Source organism: Marinobacter sp. V34 (assembly GCF_055524115.1).
In genome coordinates this window covers 133,523-152,755 of the sequence record NZ_JBUPZY010000001.1, presented here as the reverse complement: position 1 = coordinate 152,755, position 19,233 = coordinate 133,523, and the positions used below count along the sequence as shown (strand labels likewise).

The following is a 19,233-nucleotide window of genomic DNA, read 5'->3' as shown; positions in this document are numbered from 1 at the left end:
GCCTTTTAGTTATCCACTTTCAATACGGCAAGGAATGCTTCCTGAGGCACCTCAACATTGCCCAGTTGCTTCATGCGCTTCTTGCCTTCTTTCTGCTTCTGCAGCAGTTTCTTCTTCCGGCTGACGTCGCCACCGTAACACTTGGCGGTGACGTTCTTGCGAAGCGCCTTGACGGTCACCCGCGCTACCACCTGATTCCCGATCGCCGCCTGGATGGCGATGTCGAACATCTGGCGTGGGATCAGCTCTTTCATCTTGTCAATCAGGGCGCGCCCCCGATAGTGGGACTGATCCTTATGGACAATCAACGCCAGGGCGTCCACTCGCTCGCCATTGATCAGCACATCCAGGCGCACCAGATTGGCCGCCTGGAACCGCACAAACTGATAGTCCAGTGATGCGAACCCGCGACTGGCGGACTTGATCCGGTCGAAAAAGTCCAGCACCACCTCGGCCATCGGCAACTCGTAAGTCACCTGAACCTGGGTGGACATAAAGTGCATGTTTTTCTGAATGCCACGCTTCTCCTCACACAGGGCAATCACGTTGCCGAGGTGTTCCTGGGGCACCAGAATGCTCGCCTCCACGATTGGCTCACGCATTTCTTCGATAGACCCAATATCCGGAAGACTGGATGGGTTGTCCACCGACAGGGTCTCACCCTGCTTGGTAACGACTTCATAGATAACCGTCGGGGCGGTCGTAATCAGGTCGATGTCGTATTCGCGCTCCAGCCGCTCCTGGATGATCTCCATGTGGAGCATCCCCAGGAAACCACAACGGAAACCGAACCCGAGGGCGTCCGAACTCTCTGGCTCGAAAAACAGTGAGGCGTCGTTCAGAGTCAGCTTTTCAAGGGCATCCCGGAAATCGTTATAGTCATCTGAACTGACTGGAAACAGGCCAGCGTAGACTTGGGGTTTAACTCTCTTGAAGCCGGGCAACATCGGAATGTCTTCCGAGCCTTTCTGCTGAACGATGGTGTCACCCACCGGAGCACCATGAATGTCCTTTATGCCGGCCACCACAAAGCCAACGTCCCCGGATTCCAGAATATCCGTGTCTTTGGGTTTGGGATTGAAGATACCGACCTTGTCAGCATTCCAGGCCTTGCCCGTCGACTTCATGACGATCTTGTCACCTTTCTTGAGGGTGCCTTCGGTCACCCTGACCAGCGACACGACCCCCAGGTAGTTGTCGAACCAGGAGTCAATAATCAACGCCTGTAACGGCGCACTGCGGTCACCTTTGGGAGGAGGAATTTTCTTGATCAGATCCTCAAGGACATCCTCGACACCCAGGCCACTCTTGGCGCTGCATCGAACAGCGTCCGTAGCTTCGATGCCGATGATGTCCTCGATTTCCTGGGCTACGCGGTCCGGCTCTGCCTGCGGCAGGTCCATCTTGTTAAGCACCGGAACCACTTCCAAACCCTGTTCAATGGCGGTGTAACAGTTGGCGACGGACTGGGCCTCAACACCTTGGCCGGCATCCACTACCAGCAAAGCACCTTCACAGGCGTAGAGAGAGCGAGACACTTCATAGGAAAAGTCGACGTGGCCGGGTGTATCGATGAAGTTAAGCTTGTATTCGATGCCGTCCCGAGCCTTGTAGTTCAGTGTCACACTCTGGGCCTTGATGGTAATACCACGCTCACGCTCAAGGTCCATGGAATCAAGGACCTGCTCAGCCATCTCACGTTCTGTCAGGCCACCACAGATCTGGATAAAGCGGTCCGCCAGAGTGGATTTACCATGGTCAATGTGGGCGATAATCGAAAAATTTCGGATTCGGCTCAGTTCAGTCACAGACAATGAATACTCGCAAAAGACGAAGGATTGAGCCCGGAAGGGCCGTTGCCGGAGTCCGGCGACGGCGTGATTTTACCGGTTACCGGCCGCTATTGCCATGATCAGGAGATCAGCGGCCGCTCATATTGCCTAATAAGGAAGCCGATAAGCGCATCTTCGTCCAGCGGGTAACTGAACAGGTTGCCCTGGCACTGGGCGCAACCAACGCTTTTGAGGAAGCTCAACTGCTGCGGTGTTTCCACGCCCTCGGCAACAACGGTCAAGTGCAATTTTCTGGCCAGGGCAACCACCGCCGAGGCGACATCGGTTGCACTGACGTTGTAGGGGATGTCGCGAATGAAACGATGATCAATCTTGATAACGTCCAGCGGCAGCTGCTGGAGCGCCACCAGTGAACAGGAACCGGTGCCAAAATCATCCAGGATAAGGCAGACCCCCATGTCGTGCAGGGACATGAGGAGCTCTCTCAGCATGCGCGGGTCTTCATTCAGGAGCTCCGCCGGCATTTCAAGCTCAAGCCGTTCTGGTGACACGCCCGTTTCGGTAATCACCTTGCGCATCATATCCAGAAATCCGGAATCCATCAGTTGGCGCACGGACAGGTTGACCGCCATTTTCAGTGACTCAAAACCGGCCCGTTCAAGGGCCTGAACCTGAATACACGCCTGCCTCAGCGCCAATTCGCCCAAGCGTATAATCAGGCCCGTTTCCTCGGCCAGAGTAATGAACTGCTGGGCGCTGACCAGCCCCTTCTCGGGGTGATGCCAGCGCAGGAAGGCCTCTACGCCGATCACCCGCTCGCTCTCAAGATCCACCTTGGGCTGGTAATGCAGCACAAACCGATCGCCTTCCAGCGCCGTTGCCAGTTCTTCCTGCTGAAGCAGACGTCTGGCGGCCTTGATGTTCATGGCCGGGGTAAAGAATTGGTAGGTGTTACGCCCCATCTCCTTGGCCCGGTACATAGCCAGGTCGGCGTACTTCATCAGCGTACCGGGGTCCTCGCTGTCATGAGGAATCATGGTAATACCGATACTGACAGTAACCCCTACTTCGTGATCGTTGAGACGAATCCGCTGGCACAGCCTCCGCAGAATGGCTTCGGCCACCTTGCCAGCGGCATCGGGACCATTAATCCGTGACAATAGCACCACGAACTCGTCGCCACCCAAACGGGCTACTGAATCCTCCTCCCGCACGCAACCGGTCAACCACTGGGATACCTGCTTCAACAACTCGTCGCCACTATCGTGGCCGAGGGTATCGTTGATACGCTTGAAACCGTCAAGATCCAGGAACATCAAGGCGGCCGGCTCTTCACTGCGACGACTTCTGCGCACCACGTGGTTCAGTCGGTCACGGAACAGCTGGCGATTGGCAAGCCCGGTCAACGGATCGTAGAACGCCAAGCGGTGCAGTTCCGTCTGTGCGGCTTTCAACTGAGTCAGGTCACGAAGGCTCAACACCACCCCATTTACGCCAGGCACGGTCAGCATGGCGGTGAACGTACCTTCCATATCCCGCCATTGGCCTTGCGAATCGCGTATACGGCCACGGATCACCGGCATTTGCTTCCCAGGCGATTTGACCGCTTCATCAAACCCTGACTTTAACTGCAGCCAGTCATCGGCATGCACAAGGGACGCCAACTCCAGGCCATAAACCTTATCGGGGTCGAAGCCCAAAATGTCATAGCTGGACGGACTGGCGTAACGCGGCGTGCCATCACTATCCAGCACAAGAGTCACGTTGGCGGCACCTTCGGTAATAGCCCGGTAGCGGCCGGCACCGATCTGCGCCATGATTCGGCCGCGAATCATGGTTAATACGAACAGGAACATCAGCAAACTGATAACAATGCCGGAACCAAGAACGATGGGCGGCCGCGGATCAGAAGCAAGGTAGTCAAACGCTGGGGTGGAACGAGTCTGCAACAGCCAGTCACGCCCACCGTGGGTGATGGTCTGGCTCATTTCAAAACTGAAATCCTCATCCAGGGAGCCCAGGTTTGACCCATACATCTGGGTATCCCGAGAAACCTCCCCGTTGTCGTATATCTTCACATCCAGGAATGGCGAAATCAGGCCGACGATGCCATCGAGCAGAGTGTTCATCCGAAAGGCACTGAACACATAGCCGGCGAGCATCATCTGCCGCTCAACACGACTTTCAGGTACTTCCCTACCTTGATAAACCGGGTAATACATCAGGAAACTGGCCTGATCCTCCGCCACTTCCTCCTGAACCAACACGACTTTACCCGTCACTTTGGGTTTGGCACTGTCCCGTGCCCGCGCCATGGCGTGCCGGTGCACCGGATCACTGAAGGCGTCGTAACCAAGTGCCTTGCGATTCCTCTCGGTTCCGGGCTCCAGATACACCATGGGGTAGTAATCCGGCCCTGTACCAAGAGGCGTCACGAGGTAATTGAGGACACCGTCCTTCCGGACCGACGCGATATGATCCGCCATCTGTCGGACACCAATCCTCTTCACGTAGCCGATGCCCTGGATCCCCGGGTAATACCGGTTGATATCCACGTTGTTGACATATTCCCGCCAGTCGTCCCTATCCACTTCACCGGCAACGGCAAACAGGCCCGCACTGCCCGCCAATACCTGCTCATAGTTCAGCAGGCGCTCTTCAATGGCGGTTCGTAGCTGTAGAGACTGTGTTTTGAAGCGAGCTTCGGTGCGATCTTCGACCAGGCGAATAGAAACTTGCCACAACAGAGCCGTGACAGCGAGAGAGGCAATCAGCACCAGCCAAGCGGCCCACGAATAGCGGAGCTGGAGCAGTTTCCGGAGGGGAAGTTCCTTTCTGTTCATCATTTTCGTGCAGGTCCGATCCGTGGCCAGTAATCTGATTATTTTGGCAAGTATAACAAAAGCCCCACTGGCTGTCGTTTAAACGACCCCCAGCAGGGCTCTCAGTTTTGTACCATTTTGTGTCCGCCGATCCGGGCCGGCGGATCAACCGTCAGGGCTTCATGACCAGATAAGTGGCCCGCCCCTGGCGAACAACCCGCACCGATACGGCACTGTCGTTCGGCAAAGATGACACCGCCTCACGAAAATCCTCGACGGAGGTGACCTTGCGGCGGTTCAGTTCGGTGATCACGTCCCGTGGACGGATACCCGCATCAAGTGCCGGCCCGCGGGCAACATCTGTCACAAGCACACCTCCGGATACCCCCAGTGAATCCTGGAGTTCAGCCGGCAGGGGCTCAACAGCCATCCCCAGGGGCGCCGATGACGGGCCATTATTGCCGGGAGCCGCAGCGGATGCCTGTTCCGAACCTTCTTCCGGCAACTTGCCAATTTCAACGTCCAGTGTAATCTGTCGGCTTTCCCTCATGACTTCCATGGTGGCCGTTTCACCGACCGGAGTGCGCCCTACCATCGGCGGAAGATCCGAAGACAGTGTGACGTCTTCGCCCTCGTATTCGAGCACAATATCACCCGCCTGCAGTCCAGCTTTCTCGGCTGGTGAGCCCGCCATCACCTCTGCAACCAGGGCACCACGAGGGCGCTTCAGGCCAAATGATTCCGCCAGATCACGATTAACTTCCTGTATCAGCACACCCAACCAACCACGGGACACCGATCCGTTGTCCCTGATCTGCCGAAACACATTCATGGCATCGTCTATGGGGATGGCGAAGGACACACCCATGAAACCACCCGAGCGGGTGTAGATCTGGGAGTTAATACCCACAACCTCGCCGTCCAGGTTGAACAACGGTCCGCCAGAATTACCCGGGTTGATAGCGACATCGGTCTGGATAAACGGAACGTAGTTTTCCGATGGCAGTGAGCGGCCCAGGGCGCTGACAATGCCAGCTGTTACCGTGTAATCAAAGCCAAAGGGCGAGCCGATAGCCAAGACCCACTCACCCACTTTCAGGTCATTGGAACGCCCGACCCGAACCACGGGCAAGTCGCCGCCGCCCTCAATCTTGAGGACCGCCATGTCCGAACGTGGATCAGTGCCAACCAGTTTGGCGGGCAACTCACGACGGTCATTGAGGCGCACGATGATTTCGTCGGCCCCTTCCACCACATGATTATTGGTCAACACATAGCCGTCATTGGAAACAATAAACCCGGATCCCATTGACTGACGCGGGGCTGATCCGCCAGGGCTGCCGCCAAATGGTGACTGAGGACCGCGGAAGAAGTCCTGGAAAAACTCAGGCAACTGCTCAAGCTGTCGATCATTGAAGGGAAGACCGTTTGAGCCACCACGTCCGGCCGACTTTGCCTCCGTGGTAGTGCTGATGTTCACGACCGCATTGGAGTTTTCTTCGACCAGCTCGGTAAAGTCCGGGAGGCTGCGCGCTGCGGCTGACTGTGCCAGCGACAACGGCACAAGAAGACACAACAGATACAAGGTAAACGCCATGGAACCCCGATGTTGAGGCCGGCACTGTATGTCTTGATCGTTCTTTACTTCAGGCATTAAAGACCCCCTGTTCAGCGGACGTTGTAAACTCAATGTGCGGTCAAAGCCGGCAATTTCAACAGAGCCTGCAGGAGCATCATTCCGGGGAAGCAACTGATGCCTGCCTGACATCCATCAGCGTCGGCTCCCAAGCTCCCGCTGTGCGCGACTGCCCTCGGCGAGCCGCCAGAAACCCAAGTGCAAGCCCCAGTGCAGCGCCGATCATGGCGACGATTTCATTGGCTGCATGACCCACCGATAACTGGTGCCCCAGAACAGCTCCGACCACCATCAACACCAATGGCACGGCGTAAACCAGCAGGGAGGCACCAAGTAGCGCAGACTCATCAATGGCCACCGTCACCTCATCACCCACCCTGGCGCCAAGGCTGTTGGCCACCAGAACCTGATTGGCCCTGCCGCCTGAGACACCCGCCAGTGCACGCTGACCACAACCGTGGCGTGCCGAACAGCTTTCACAGGCGCTGGTGCGAATGGTCTGAACCCACACCCGGTCGCCCGCAACACCGACTACCCTACCGATTTCCGTAATCATTTCCGGCCCCCGCCGAATGCCAGGGTGTCGTCAACCGCCACCGACTCGGCCACCTTACGGGCAGTCGTCGGCGGAATTTCCCCAACCACGGTCACGAAAAAAGCGACATTATCCACACTGAGCTGTTTCATATACACCGTGGTGGCACCAATTCGCGAAGCGCCGGTGGGCATTGCCATCTTCCGTGCTGGTTCCACAAACACCGAAAAGGCTGCCAGCCCATCCGAGAACGCCACCGCCTGCCCTTTGCCTGATCGCGGCGCAGCGGCGGGCACAAAGCCATCCGGGCGCCACTTAAGCGTCCAGCCATCCATCCGCGCCGCGGGAGACGAGGTATGCTCCGGGTCCAGCTTCCGCTCGATGGCCTCACCCTCTGTTCGCACGATAAATTCGCTATCCGGGAGGGAGTCCGTTATTTCAAGGCTGGTAAACTGGAAGTGCTCCAGCACCTCACCACTGACGGAACGCACATGACTTTTCACCAACAGACCGGTGGACTTTTCCAGCCACAACTGGTGACTGTATCGAAGATCATCCCTTGCCCTGAGCCCAAGCTTGACCACGTCGTAACCAGCGATACGATCATCACCCACCAGCTCCGGCTGATACCATTGACTGACCGGCATCAACTGGTTGGAAAACGCCTCAGCAAAAGGGCCCGACGGAATAACCTGATCCAACTGGATACGTCCATGGTCAGGAAGCACACAGACAACCCGCATTCCCTTTCGTACAATTTCGCCGCTGGCTCCGTCCTGCAGGACCAGCCGCTCTTCCACCATGCCATCCCGATATCGATGCGCAATCTGCATCGAACTGACCTGATCGCCCCGGGCATACACAAAGACGCCGCGATAAGACGTCATATTGAGAGAAGGACCAAGGCGATCTAGCCAATATTCGGCGCGCTCTTCATTCTTCCCGGCATTCTCCACCGTATCGGCAGACACCTGCCCCATCAGAACGGCGAGCAACGTCAACATGACCAGCCCGTACCTGGTTCCAGGGAATCGACTCCGGATTGCCATAGCGATTCTGCCCATCAGCCGTTCAACTCCAGCCAGTGTCCTGCGATCATGAAGCGTCAATACCCTGGCCCGGAGGCACTAACAACCCGCGCATAACCAACCGAGCCCCGGCCAGCTCCTACACTGTTGTGTTGGGCATGCTCAAGAAGATAGCGGCTAAGGTGTTCCCACTGTTCCTCATCCAATCCTTGCAATGCCACCTCCGGCACAGGCTCGACCGCCGACTCCTGCATTTCCTGTTCTTCCGAAACGCCCGCTGCTGCAATCGTTCCATCGTCGTCGGTGGACTCCCAACCAGCACCGGCGCCAAAACCAATCACCGCCGCCAATGTGACCATGGCAACCGCTGGCCAGTGCCAGTTTTTGTCCCGGCGGGAAATAGATCCGACTGTCGCAGCAGGCGGCACGGCACCGCTGCCATCCAGAACATCCCTGACACCGGCGCTGACATCCACAGCCTCTGGTGCCACACCGCCCTGATGCATCAGATCCCGCACCTGCTGCCAACGTTGCCACTGCGAACGAACCTGATCCTGCTCAGCGTGTGACAGCAGCCTGCGAACCGACAACTCATCTGCCTCGTCATCCATCATTGCCGACAGCGTTTCTTTGAGACGATCATCCATAGGATGCAACCTCACTACGTCCGGGAATCATTTAATAAGGGGCCCAGGTGGCGATCCACTGCATCCCGTGCCCTGAATATTCGTGACCTTACTGTGCCGATGGGGCATTCGAGAATACCGGCGATGTCTTCGTAGCTCAGCCCATCGTACTCCCTGAGCAAAAATGCAGATCGGAGCTCCTCAGGCAGGTTTGATATTGCCACTCCGAGCGCGCTCTGCAACTGGTCCCGCTGCAACAGCTTCTCTGGAGACGCATTGTCCCTGAGCCTCGAACCGTCGTCATAGTTCTCGGCCTCACCCGCATCGGCACTGCCCTGCGGACGACGCCCCCGTGACTCCAGGAAATTCTTGGCCGTATTCACGGCGATCCGGTAAAGCCAGGTGTAGAACGCGCTGTCTCCCCGAAAACGGTCAATCGCCCGGTACGCCTTGACGAAGGTTTCCTGGGTAAGGTCCATCACCTCCTGGCTGTCGTAGACATAGCGACTGATAATCGACGCGACCCGGGACTGATATTTGACGACCAGAAGATCAAACGCAGGCCGATCACCATGACGGACCTTTTTTACCAGTTGAAGGTCGGTCTGGCTTTCGCTGTTGTCTTCCTTGTGCCTATCTGTATCCGCATTCATGGACGGAGTGCCGGAGTTGCCATAGCGTTTGACCGTCTGGCCCACTTGCCTGCTATTTAATGGAATCATGCTGCTGTCCGGCATCCGATGAGTCTACAAAGCTCCCGTTTATCCGGGAGCACCCCGTCAGGCCAAATAGACAGCGAGCGCAAAGTTTAGTTCAATACACATCCACATTATGGCCCGCGATTACGACCCGATGCCACAGTCCTACGAATTCGATGTCCTGATTGTCGGCAGCGGTGCTGCCGGTCTCACTGCTGCCCTGAACTTGCCCGAGCACTTGCGGATCGCCGTCATCAGCAAGGCCGATATCAGCAGCGGCGCAACGCTCTGGGCCCAGGGCGGCATTGCAGCCGTATTGGGCGACGAAGACTCCCTTGAGAATCACGTCAGCGACACCCTCAACGCCGGGGGCGGTCTCTGCCATGAGGACGCTGTCCGGTTTACGGTCGAGCATGGCCGCGAGAGCATCAACTGGCTGATCGACAGCGGGGTTACCTTTACCCGCGATGACCAGTCCCAGTACCACCTGACACGAGAGGGCGGGCATAGCCACCGCCGCATTATCCACGCAGCCGATGCCACCGGTCACGCTGTTTCCACCACCTTGACGTCCCAGGCCCTGGCTCGACCCAACATTACCCTGATGTCCCGTCGAGTTGCCGTGGACCTGATCACCAATCGCAAGCTGGCGTTGCCTGGAAACGCGTGCGTAGGCGCGTACATATTGAACCTGGAAGACAATCATGTCGAACTGTTCAGGGCCCGTTTCACCATCCTCGCCACCGGCGGCGCCAGCAAGGCGTATCGTTATACCACCAATCCGGATGGAGCCTCTGGGGACGGTATTGCCATGGCCTGGCGCGCCGGATGCCGTGTCGGCAACATGGAATTCAACCAATTCCACCCCACGTGCCTGTACCACCCGCATGCCAAGTCGTTCCTGATTACCGAAGCAGTGAGAGGCGAAGGCGGCGTGCTGAAGCTTCCTGACGGTTCCCGCTTTATGGATCGCTTCGATGAGCGGGGCGAACTGGCCCCCCGGGATATCGTTGCCCGCGCGATCGACCATGAAATGAAACGGCTGGGCGCCGATCACCTGTATCTGGATATCAGCCATAAACCGGCCGAGTTCATCAAACAGCACTTCCCGACCATTCACGAAAAATGCCTGACGTTCGGCATCGATATCACCAAAGAGCCGATCCCGGTGGTGCCGGCGGCGCACTACACCTGTGGCGGCATCCTCAGTGATGAACGCGCCCGCACCGATATTAACCAGCTTTACGTGGTGGGTGAGGCTGCCTTTACCGGCCTCCATGGCGCTAATCGAATGGCCAGCAACTCCTTGCTCGAATGCCTCGTGTACGGCCGGGCAGCCGCCGCAGACATCGCACGACGGGAGTCTGATATCCCCGAACCTCCGCAGGCACCGGGCTGGGACGAAAGCCAGGTAAGGGATTCCGACGAAGACGTGGTAATCTCCCACAACTGGGACGAATTGCGGCATTTCATGTGGGACTATGTCGGCATCGTTCGTACCACCAAACGCCTGCAGAGAGCCAAGCACCGGATTGATCTTCTGGAACGGGAAATCGGCGAGTTCTACAGCAACTACCGGGTTTCGAACGACCTGCTGGAGCTGCGCAACCTGGTGACCGTGGCGGACCTGATTATCTGCTCCGCGCTGCAGCGCCGGGAAAGCCGAGGCCTGCACTACACACTGGATTTCCCCGGACTATTGCACGAGGCAAGGGATACCATACTGACGCCCACCACTTACAGACGGTCGTCACCCTGAAGGGGGTGGCCCGGTCCGACCCAATGCCCACTGGTTAATAGAGAGAATCAATGTCTGACAACACCGAATTTAACCGCCTCTACTGGCATAGCCGCCGTGGCATGCTGGAACTGGACGTACTGTTGATCCCGTTCCTGGAAGAGGCCTACCGTGATCTTCCCGCAGAGGACCAGGCACGGTATCAAAAGCTGATCGACTGCGAGGACACCGATATCTTCGAGTGGTTTATGCAGCGCAGCCGCCCGGAAGATCCCGACCTGCAACGCATCGTTGATCTCATCCTGAACCGTGTCCAACCAGATTGAACTGACACTTATTCCATCCCACGCCGTCGGGTTACTATGCGCCCTGCCCTGGTTGGCCCTGACTCTATTCACGGTCGCCGCGGCCAGTGAGCTTGGCTCCCTTATTCTGGCATTAGGTGTCCTCTCACTGTGGGGCGCGGTTTTCCAGTACCGCCGAACAGGCCTGCTGGTCGGTCCGGATGCCGTAACCGGACTACGGGTTGAGGGCCAGCAATTATACGCGAGCTTTCGCTCAGGCCAGGACCGCGCCGTCCTCCTTGCGGGCGAAAGTCGTTTGGGTGCCCATTTTACGATCTTGAAACTGCGGTACTCCGGCACCATATCCCGTACATATCCTGTTGTTCTGGTTGCTATCACGCCGCGATTTCGCAACACACCTTTCGATGCCTTCCGCCGCTTGCGGGTCTGGCTTCGCCTGGGCCCGACTTCTGGCAGCAAGGCACCTGATCGCCAAACGCAGGAAATCCACTGAATCTGGAGTGCTTCATGTCAGACACCGAAAGCCCGTTGGCCAGTCATCCACTTCGCCAGCCCTGCTGCGTTTCCGTCTCTGACCGGGTCATTGTTCGAGTAGCCGGGCCCGGCACCGACAAGTTCCTGCAGGGGCAGTTCAGCCAGCAGATTGACGACGTCACCCAGGGCTTTTCACCAAGAGCGGCAGCCTGTACGCCCAAGGGGCGCGCCTATTGCCTGACTCGGCTGGTGAGGGACGGTGATGACGTATTGATGGAACTGCCGGCCGGCCTTTCCGACGGCACCGTGACTCATTTTCGCAAGTACCTGATGCTGTTCCGTGGCACGTCGATGGAGGTGGAACCGGATGCCCGGATCGTCGGGCTGCTGGGCGAAGCAGCGGCGGAAAAGCTGTTGCCCGGAAACACCGGGGCACTCGCGATCGCAGGCGATTCCATGAAAATCGACGGAGGCCACCTGATACGCACGATGGACACAGCTGAAGGCATGGCTCGCTACGAGCTCTGGCAAACGGGTGATTTGGATGCGTCACTGCAACAGGCACTGAAAGACACTCCCAAGGGCCCTCTCGCAGATTGGCAGGCTTCCGAAATTGCCGCCGGAGTAGCGTCGCTCACTGCTACCACCACGGAGAGCTTTGTGCCGCAAATGCTGAACTGGCAGCATGTTGGCGGCATTCACTTCAAGAAAGGCTGCTACACCGGGCAGGAGGTGATTGCCCGCATGCACTTTCTGGGGCAACTTAAGAAAAGCCTTTTCCGGTACACATGCGACGAAGCCGGCACTCTGCCAGCCCCCGGTGAGGCGCTGCTGGACGGAGATCGGTCAGTAGGAAATGTCGTGAATTCTGTTCGCTTCTCCGACGAACACTCAGAGATTCTGGCCGTTGTCCGCCATAACGCGGCGGAGAACTCATTGGTGCCCGAGAGCGCCCCTGGCGCGACGCTGTCACTGCGCCCCCTGCCGTATTTGGTTCCGGAGCGTGAAAAAACCGACACGCCTGATACATAAGTTGACAGGAAGAATCCCGATAATTTGCTATAAAGTACGTCATATATATGAACATATTAGCCTATCCGGATCTTCCTGCCGGCTAGGTGACACTCAACAGGCGGATTTAAACTGACTATGTCCAACATTGTAGAAACTATAAAAACCGACCTGACCGACGCCATTGAAAATGACAAACTGGTACTTCCGACACTTCCGGAAGTTGCGCTCCAGGTACGTGACATCGCAGAGAACGAAGACTCGGCCATTATTGACCTGGTGAAGGTCATCAGCAACGACACGGCCCTGTCAGCCCGTATTATTCGAGTCTGCAACAGCCCACTATTTCGCGGCAGCCGGGCGATTGAGAATTTGAATATGGCAGTCAGTCGCCTGGGCATGGCCTATACCAGCAATTTGGCGATGGGCCTTGCCATGGAGCAGATGTTCCAGGCCACGTCGGACATGATCGACAAGCGCCTGCGTGCCACCTGGCAGAAGAGCACTGAGGTGGCCGGGGTTTGCCACGTGCTCGCACAGCATTACACCAATCTGAAGGCAGACCAGGCTACCCTGGCCGGGCTGGTTCACTTGATCGGGGTGTTGCCGATTCTGCGCTATGTGGAAGACCGGGATATCCAGATCAGCAGCATCATGCTGGACAATGTGATCGATGAGATTCATCCACGCATCGGGGCGACGATTCTGCAGAAGTGGGATTTCCCGAAGGAGCTTCAGAATGTGCCTCTGGAATACGCGAACATTCATCGTGAGGTGCCTGCGGCGGATTATGCGGATTTGGTGATGATTGCCAATCTGCAGTTGATTGCCGGGACGGATCATCCCTGGACGGAGGTGGACTGGAAGACGATTTCGGCGTTTGATCGTCTTGGGCTGGATCCGGAGGTGGATATGAGCGAGGAAGAGGACCTGAATGCGCAGATGGAGGCTGCTATGGCGCTTCTTCAGTAGTTCTTTTGGGGGCTGGCCAGGGGGCCGCTCTTTCGGGCCGCTTCATTTTTCAGGATTGGCTCTTACCGTATTGTTCCAGTAGCTGCGATTTGTTCGGCAAAGACCAATCAACGGTCGGCAGGCCCTTCTGCTGTAACCACTCGTTAGCCCGGGAAAAATGCTTGCAGCCGAAGAAGCCGCGGTAGGCGCTTAGCGGCGATGGGTGCGGGCCGTCCAGTACCAGGTGTTTGCTGCGGTCGATGTGTTGGCCTTTTTTCTTGGCGTAGCTTCCCCAGAGTAGAAACACCACCCCTTCACGCTCGCGGTTGATGGTTTCGATGACGCGGTCGGTGAAGGTTTCCCAGCCTTTGCCCTGGTGGGCGCCGGCCTGGCTCTGGACGACGGTGAGGACGCTGTTAAGAAGGAGCACGCCCTGCTCGGCCCAGGGTTGCAGGCAGCCGTGGTCTGGGGGCTGGATGCCGAGGTCGGCGTGGATTTCCTTGAAGATGTTAACCAGCGACGGCGGCGTGGCCACGTGCGGGCGCACGGAGAAGCACAGGCCGTGGGCCTGGCCAGGGCCGTGGTAGGGGTCCTGGCCGAGGATAACGACGCGCACCTTATCCAGCGGTGTGCTGTTCAGGGCGTTGAAGCAATGCTGGCTGGCGGGGAACAAGGTCTTTCCCGCCTGCTCTTCCGCCGCAAGGAATTCAGCCAGCTGCTGCATGTAGGGCTGACGGAATTCATCACCAAGGTGCTCCGTCCAACCTCGACCCGATTTTAGCTGGCTTGCCAGTATCTCCACCGGCTGCATGTTCAGCCCTCGTCTTTCTTCGATTCAGCCTTGTGTTCCGGGCGCATGGCGGGAAACAGGATGACGTCGCGAATCGAGGCGGAATCCGTCAGCAGCATGGCCAGGCGGTCGATGCCGATGCCTTCACCTGCGGTCGGTGGCAGTCCGTATTCCAGCGCCATGACGTAGTCTTCGTCGTAGAACATGGCTTCGTCGTCGCCGGCGTCTTTCTCGGCCACCTGATCCTGGAAACGCTCGGCCTGGTCTTCCGCGTCGTTAAGCTCGGAGAATCCGTTGGCGATCTCGCGGCCACCCACGAAGAACTCGAAACGCTCGGTGACGAACGTGTCGTTGTCCTTGCAGCGGGCCAGCGGTGACACTTCTTTCGGGTAATCGGTAATGAACGTCGGCTGCATCAGGCGATGTTCAGCGGTCGCTTCAAAGATTTCGATCTGCACCTTGCCCAATCCCCAGCCTTCTTTAAGGTGAATGCCCAGATCCTTCGCCACCTGTCGGGCACTGGTTTCATCGGCTAGTTGTTCGGCTTTGATATCCGGATTGTATCGAAGGATGGCGTCCACCACGGTCAGGCGCTCGAAAGGCTTGCCGAAATCGTACTCGATGGTTTCTTCTTCCCCATCGGAAAGGGTACGAGTGTTCATCACCGTGGTAGTGCCGAGCACTTTCTGGGCGATGGTGCGCAGCATGTCTTCGGTCAGGTCCATCAGGTCATTGTAATCGGCATAGGCCTGATAGAACTCCACCATGGTGAATTCCGGGTTATGACGGGTGGAAAGCCCTTCATTACGGAAGTTGCGGTTGATTTCGAATACCCGCTCGAAACCACCGACCACCAGGCGCTTGAGGAACAACTCTGGAGCAATACGCAGGTACATGTCGATACCCAAGGCGTTGTGGTGGGTCACGAACGGGCGCGCCGTGGCACCACCAGGAATCACCTGCAGCATCGGGGTTTCGACTTCCATGAAGTCCCGGTCAGTGAAGTACTGACGCATGACGCTGATAATCTTCGAGCGCGCATAGAACACGCGGCGACTGTCTTCGTTCACCATCAGGTCAACGTAGCGGTGACGGTACCGAGCTTCGGTGTCGGTCAGCCCCTTGTGCTTCTCCGGCAGCGGGCGCAGCGATTTGGTCAACAGCGTGTACTCGTCCATGCTCACATAAAGGTCACCCTTGCCTGACTTGCACAGAATACCCCGCACCCCCACGATATCGCCCAGGTCCCAGTGCTTGGTGTCTTTCTGGACATCCTTCGAGGCGTAAATCTGAATGCGGCCCGTCATGTCCTGGACCACTTTGAACGCTTTGCGATCGAGCATCATGCGACCGGCAACGGCCACCTGAATGCCCATCTCAGCCAGTTCTTCCTTGCTCTTGTCACCGTATTTGGCCTGAAGCTCGACCGCAGTGGCATCACGACGGAAGTTATTGGGAAAGGCATTGCCCTGATCACGCATATCCGCCAATTTGGCGCGGCGCTCGGCAATCAGCTTGTTGTCCTCTGGCTGTGCATTCGGGGTGTGTTCAGTCATGTTGGCTCGCAAAATCGGGAGTTGTCCGGGTTAGCATGGCGAAGGCGCTGTTTACAGCGCCATCTTCAGGCTGGCTTCAATGAACTTGTCGATGTCACCGTCCAGCACCGACTGGGTATTGCTGGTTTCCACCTTGGTGCGCAAGTCCTTGATACGGCTGTCGTCCAGCACGTAGGAGCGGATCTGGCTGCCCCAGCCAATATCCGCCTTGGCATCCTCTGCCTTCTGTTTCTCGGCGTTACGCTCCTGCATCTCACGCTCAAACAGCTTGGCCTTCAGCTGCTTCATGGCCTGATCTTTGTTCTGGTGCTGGCTTCGGCCAGCCTGACAGGCCACGACAATACCGGTGGGATTGTGGGTCAGACGCACAGCGGACTCTGTCCGGTTAACGTGCTGACCACCCGCACCCGAGGCACGGTAGACGTCAACGCGGAGGTCCGCCGGGTTGATTTCAATCTCGAAGCTGTCGTCCACTTCCGGTGAGACAAAGACGGATGAGAAGGACGTGTGACGGCGGTTGCCGGAATCAAACGGCGATTTTCGCACCAGACGATGCACACCGGTTTCCGTGCGCAACCAACCAAACGCATAGTCGCCCTGGATGTGGATGGTCGCACTCTTGATGCCAGCCACATCGCCTTCCTGCAATTCGACGATCTCGGCCTTGAAGCCACGGCGCTCGGCCCAGCGCAGGTACATGCGCAACAGCATATTGCCCCAGTCCTGGGCCTCAGTACCGCCGGAGCCGGCCTGAATGTCCAGGTAGGCGTTGTTGGCGTCCATCTCTCCGGAGAACATGCGGCGGAATTCGAGTTTCTCGAGCTCTTTATCGAGCCCGGCCAAATCGGCTTCGATCTCCGCGGCCGTGCCCTCGTCCTCTTCCTCGTCCGCAATTTCGAGCAGACCCTCAGCGTCTTCAAGGCCGGAGGTGAGGTTGTCGATGGTCCGTACAATCAATTCAAGATCGGAGCGTTCCTTGCCCAGCGCCTGCGCCCGTTCGGGATCTTCCCATACAGAGGGCACTTCCAGCTCACGTTCAACTTCGGTCAGTCTTTCACTACGTTGATCGTAGTCAAAGATACCCCCTGAGCGCTTCAGTGCGCTCACGAAGGTCTTTTATCTTCGTAACAATGGGATTGATTTCCATGAAATCCTTACTCTCGCTCGGAAAATGAATGCGATCAAAATCAGACGCGAGATTCTACCGGAAATCTGTTTTTAAATCAGCCGGTGGGTTTTTGACTGGGTGCATGCATTGGTCGGTGAGGTCCTTCCAGGATACGCGGTGAATACGTCCCTGTACGCTCGACAAAAACATCCATGTTTTTGACGATCCTGGAAGGACCTCACCGACCAATGCCAAAATTACGAGTTATCGCCACAAACGCACTAATACGGCGTTATCTTCGAGGTTTGATCGGCATGGGGGTGGGTACTCTTTTCTGCCGGGAAAAGGTGTCTGAGCAAAGCGAGTTCTTTTCCCAGAAGAAAAGAGTACCCACCCCTGTGCCAGACTCCTAGATCTCCATACTCAGACCAGCGGCTCGAGATAGTCCACCAGAAGCTGCAAATTGGTACGCCCACGAAAGGTATTTGCATCAGGTTTATAAACCACCCGCGCACCCGTCTTGGTGTAGTCGGGCACTTCCGGCCCGGTGTTGAAGGCGATGCCATCAATGATGGCCCCGCCCTCTTCTGGCTGGAGTACCAGCTTCAGGTGATTCTCGCCAACAATGCGCTGACTGATCACTCGGAAGTTGCCATCAAACAAAGGCTCTGGAAAGTGCTGCCCCCAGGGCCCAGCCCGCTTTAGCAACGTAGCCGTATCCAAATGGAGCTCGTCCAGGCTCAAAGGCCCATCGGTGGTAATCGCAGCTTCGAGATCTTCAGCCCGCAGGGTATCGCGGACCGCCCGGTCGAACGCGTCGCTGAACGCATCCAGATCACCGCGGGAGAGAGTCATGCCTGCCGCCATGGCATGGCCGCCGAATTTTTTCATCATCCCCGGGTGCCTGGCATCAACCACGGCCAGCACGTCGCGAATATGCAGGCCAGGGATGGAACGGGCGGAACCCTTGATGTCCTCGCCGTTGTCGTCGGGGGCGAACGCAATCGTCGGGCGGTGGGTCTGTTCGCGGATGCGGGCCGCCAGTATGCCAATCACACCCTGGTGCCAGTCGGTGTCAAACAGGGCCAGGCCCCAGGGCAAGCCCTCAATGTCCAGAGACATGGAGGCCAGCAGATCCTGGGCCTGGGTTTTCATGTCTTTTTCTATGGTGCGCCGTTCACGGTTGAAGGTATCCAGTTCGCGGGCCAGACGCTGGGCTTCGTCACGGCTGTCAGCCAGCAGGCAGGCAATGCCCACGCTCATGTCGTCGAGGCGACCGGCGGCGTTCAATCTGGGGCCAACCACAAACCCAAGGTCCGTGGAGCTGATTTCGCTGTGGTCGCGACCGGCCACTTCCAGCAGCGCCAGAATACCGGGGCGGGCTTCGCCCTGGCGGATTCGGCGCAGGCCCTGCTCCACGAAGATACGGTTATTGTGGTCCAGGGGGACCACGTCTGCCACAGTGCCGAGCGCGACAAGGTCCAGAAGATTGCCGAGGTTGGGCTGCGGGTCGGGCAGCAGTCCCTGTTCGCGGAGGTGTTTGCGCAGGGCCGTCAGCACGTAGAACATCACACCCACTCCCGCCGCGTTCTTGCTAAGGAAGGGGCAGCCGGGCTGGTTGGGGTTCACGATGGCGTCCGCGTCGGGTAGCGTTTCGCCGGCCAGGTGATGATCCGTCACAACCACTTTAATGCCCAGTTCTCGGGCGGCACGAACCCCTTCCACGGCAGAAATACCATTGTCCACGGTCACCAGCAGATCCGGCAGTGAACCCTCATCACTCAGGCGATGGATAATGCCGGGTGTCAAACCGTAGCCGTCGGAAAACCGGCTGGGTACGCGGAAGTCGATGTCGTTCAGCCCCAGCATCCCCAGGCCCAGCATGGCGACCGCCGTGCTGGTGGCGCCGTCGGCATCAAAGTCTCCCAACACCAGAACGCGCTGCTGGCTGGTAATTGCCTCCGCCAGGAGAGCCACGGCGCGGTCGACACCCCTCAAGTCCATGGGAGACGCCAGGTGTTTCAGCGTGTAGGTGAGTTCTTCATCGGAAGTCACGCCACGGGCGGCGTAAAGACGGCGAAGCAGTGGGGGCAGATTCTGGCCCCAGTCCGGGGTGGTATCCGGGCCGGGGCGACGAAGGATTTTTTTGGGCGTCATACCAC

Annotated in this window: 16 protein-coding genes; 5 read left to right on the top strand and 11 right to left on the bottom strand. The window is 57.7% G+C overall.

All coding sequences use genetic code 11. The annotated features are described in order from the left end of the window. Positions 1-5: 5 nt before the first annotated feature. From lepA to rpoE, 7 genes are all read right to left on the bottom strand, one after another. On the bottom strand, positions 6-1,808 hold the full coding sequence (gene lepA, locus AC0B60_RS00745; RefSeq protein ID WP_465083253.1) for a translation elongation factor 4: 1,803 nt from the start codon (positions 1,806-1,808) through the stop codon (positions 6-8). A gap of 104 nt (positions 1,809-1,912) precedes the next feature. Then, positions 1,913-4,639, bottom strand: coding sequence for a bifunctional diguanylate cyclase/phosphodiesterase (locus AC0B60_RS00740; RefSeq protein ID WP_465083251.1), 2,727 nt, complete (start codon positions 4,637-4,639; stop codon positions 1,913-1,915). 148 nt (positions 4,640-4,787) lie between these two features. Further along, positions 4,788-6,212 (bottom strand): DegQ family serine endoprotease, encoded by a 1,425-nt coding sequence (locus AC0B60_RS00735; protein WP_465083910.1) that lies wholly within the window; start codon positions 6,210-6,212, stop codon positions 4,788-4,790. Between the two features lie 136 nt (positions 6,213-6,348). Further along, positions 6,349-6,807 (bottom strand): SoxR reducing system RseC family protein, encoded by a 459-nt coding sequence (locus tag AC0B60_RS00730; RefSeq protein ID WP_465083249.1) that lies wholly within the window; start codon positions 6,805-6,807, stop codon positions 6,349-6,351. After that, positions 6,804-7,790, bottom strand: a complete 987-nt coding sequence (locus tag AC0B60_RS00725) for a MucB/RseB C-terminal domain-containing protein (RefSeq protein WP_465083248.1) — start codon at positions 7,788-7,790, stop codon at positions 6,804-6,806. The genes AC0B60_RS00730 and AC0B60_RS00725 overlap by 4 nt, the downstream gene beginning before the upstream one ends. A 101-nt stretch (positions 7,791-7,891) precedes the next feature. Next, a complete protein-coding gene (locus AC0B60_RS00720) occupies positions 7,892-8,461 on the bottom strand; it encodes a sigma-E factor negative regulatory protein (protein WP_465083247.1) in 570 nt (189 codons plus the stop codon). A 14-nt stretch (positions 8,462-8,475) separates the two neighbouring features. After that, positions 8,476-9,162 carry an RNA polymerase sigma factor RpoE gene (rpoE, locus tag AC0B60_RS00715; protein ID WP_465083245.1) on the bottom strand — a complete coding sequence of 229 codons (687 nt, stop codon included), beginning with the start codon at positions 9,160-9,162 and terminating at the stop codon, positions 8,476-8,478. A gap of 130 nt (positions 9,163-9,292) precedes the next feature. Between rpoE and nadB the strand changes: the two genes are divergently transcribed. From nadB to AC0B60_RS00690, 5 genes are all read left to right on the top strand, one after another. Continuing rightward, positions 9,293-10,897, top strand: a complete 1,605-nt coding sequence (gene nadB / locus AC0B60_RS00710) for an L-aspartate oxidase (protein ID WP_465083908.1) — start codon at positions 9,293-9,295, stop codon at positions 10,895-10,897. A gap of 50 nt (positions 10,898-10,947) precedes the next feature. Continuing rightward, positions 10,948-11,202 carry an FAD assembly factor SdhE gene (locus AC0B60_RS00705; protein ID WP_465083243.1) on the top strand — a complete coding sequence of 85 codons (255 nt, stop codon included), beginning with the start codon at positions 10,948-10,950 and terminating at the stop codon, positions 11,200-11,202. After that, positions 11,186-11,674 (top strand): hypothetical protein, encoded by a 489-nt coding sequence (locus AC0B60_RS00700; RefSeq protein WP_465083241.1) that lies wholly within the window; start codon positions 11,186-11,188, stop codon positions 11,672-11,674. The genes AC0B60_RS00705 and AC0B60_RS00700 overlap by 17 nt, the downstream gene beginning before the upstream one ends. A gap of 14 nt (positions 11,675-11,688) precedes the next feature. After that, positions 11,689-12,687: a CAF17-like 4Fe-4S cluster assembly/insertion protein YgfZ gene (ygfZ, locus tag AC0B60_RS00695; protein ID WP_465083239.1), complete on the top strand. Its 999-nt coding sequence runs from the start codon at positions 11,689-11,691 to the stop codon at positions 12,685-12,687. Positions 12,688-12,804: 117 nt separating this feature from the next. Continuing rightward, positions 12,805-13,638 carry an HDOD domain-containing protein gene (locus AC0B60_RS00690; protein WP_465083238.1) on the top strand — a complete coding sequence of 278 codons (834 nt, stop codon included), beginning with the start codon at positions 12,805-12,807 and terminating at the stop codon, positions 13,636-13,638. Between the two features lie 49 nt (positions 13,639-13,687). Here AC0B60_RS00690 and ung read toward each other — a convergent pair whose 3' ends face one another. The 4 genes from ung to recJ all read right to left on the bottom strand — a co-directional run bounded on the left by ung (position 13,688) and on the right by recJ (position 19,228). Continuing rightward, positions 13,688-14,428, bottom strand: a complete 741-nt coding sequence (ung, locus tag AC0B60_RS00685; protein WP_036204167.1) for a uracil-DNA glycosylase — start codon at positions 14,426-14,428, stop codon at positions 13,688-13,690. A 2-nt stretch (positions 14,429-14,430) separates the two neighbouring features. Beyond that, a complete protein-coding gene (gene lysS, locus AC0B60_RS00680) occupies positions 14,431-15,963 on the bottom strand; it encodes a lysine--tRNA ligase (protein ID WP_465083236.1) in 1,533 nt (510 codons plus the stop codon). A gap of 51 nt (positions 15,964-16,014) precedes the next feature. After that, positions 16,015-17,110, bottom strand: a protein-coding gene (prfB, locus tag AC0B60_RS00675; protein ID WP_126810486.1) for a peptide chain release factor 2 whose coding sequence is annotated in 2 segments (ribosomal slippage) — positions 16,015-17,037 and positions 17,039-17,110 — 1,095 coding nt in all. Because the reading frame shifts where the segments join, the coding sequence is not laid out codon by codon here. Between the two features lie 384 nt (positions 17,111-17,494). Continuing rightward, positions 17,495-19,228 (bottom strand): single-stranded-DNA-specific exonuclease RecJ, encoded by a 1,734-nt coding sequence (gene recJ / locus AC0B60_RS00670; protein ID WP_465083235.1) that lies wholly within the window; start codon positions 19,226-19,228, stop codon positions 17,495-17,497. Between the last annotated feature and the right edge of the window lie 5 nt (positions 19,229-19,233).

What these genes read in the sequence shown, in the direction of transcription:
- AC0B60_RS00740 (WP_465083251.1), bottom strand. Translation starts at nt 4,639, where the DNA reads ATGATGAACAGAAAGGAACTTCCCCTCCGGAAACTGCTCCAGCTCCGC.
- AC0B60_RS00735 (WP_465083910.1), bottom strand. Translation starts at nt 6,212, where the DNA reads ATGGCGTTTACCTTGTATCTGTTGTGTCTTCTTGTGCCGTTGTCGCTG.
- AC0B60_RS00730 (WP_465083249.1), bottom strand. Translation starts at nt 6,807, where the DNA reads ATGATTACGGAAATCGGTAGGGTAGTCGGTGTTGCGGGCGACCGGGTG.
- AC0B60_RS00725 (WP_465083248.1), bottom strand. Translation starts at nt 7,790, where the DNA reads ATGTTGACGTTGCTCGCCGTTCTGATGGGGCAGGTGTCTGCCGATACG.
- AC0B60_RS00720 (WP_465083247.1), bottom strand. Translation starts at nt 8,461, where the DNA reads ATGGATGATCGTCTCAAAGAAACGCTGTCGGCAATGATGGATGACGAG.
- rpoE (WP_465083245.1), bottom strand. Translation starts at nt 9,162, where the DNA reads ATGATTCCATTAAATAGCAGGCAAGTGGGCCAGACGGTCAAACGCTAT.
- nadB (WP_465083908.1), top strand. Translation starts at nt 9,293, where the DNA reads ATGCCACAGTCCTACGAATTCGATGTCCTGATTGTCGGCAGCGGTGCT.
- AC0B60_RS00705 (WP_465083243.1), top strand. Translation starts at nt 10,948, where the DNA reads ATGTCTGACAACACCGAATTTAACCGCCTCTACTGGCATAGCCGCCGT.
- ygfZ (WP_465083239.1), top strand. Translation starts at nt 11,689, where the DNA reads ATGTCAGACACCGAAAGCCCGTTGGCCAGTCATCCACTTCGCCAGCCC.
- AC0B60_RS00690 (WP_465083238.1), top strand. Translation starts at nt 12,805, where the DNA reads ATGTCCAACATTGTAGAAACTATAAAAACCGACCTGACCGACGCCATT.
- ung (WP_036204167.1), bottom strand. Translation starts at nt 14,428, where the DNA reads ATGCAGCCGGTGGAGATACTGGCAAGCCAGCTAAAATCGGGTCGAGGT.
- lysS (WP_465083236.1), bottom strand. Translation starts at nt 15,963, where the DNA reads ATGACTGAACACACCCCGAATGCACAGCCAGAGGACAACAAGCTGATT.
- recJ (WP_465083235.1), bottom strand. Translation starts at nt 19,228, where the DNA reads ATGACGCCCAAAAAAATCCTTCGTCGCCCCGGCCCGGATACCACCCCG.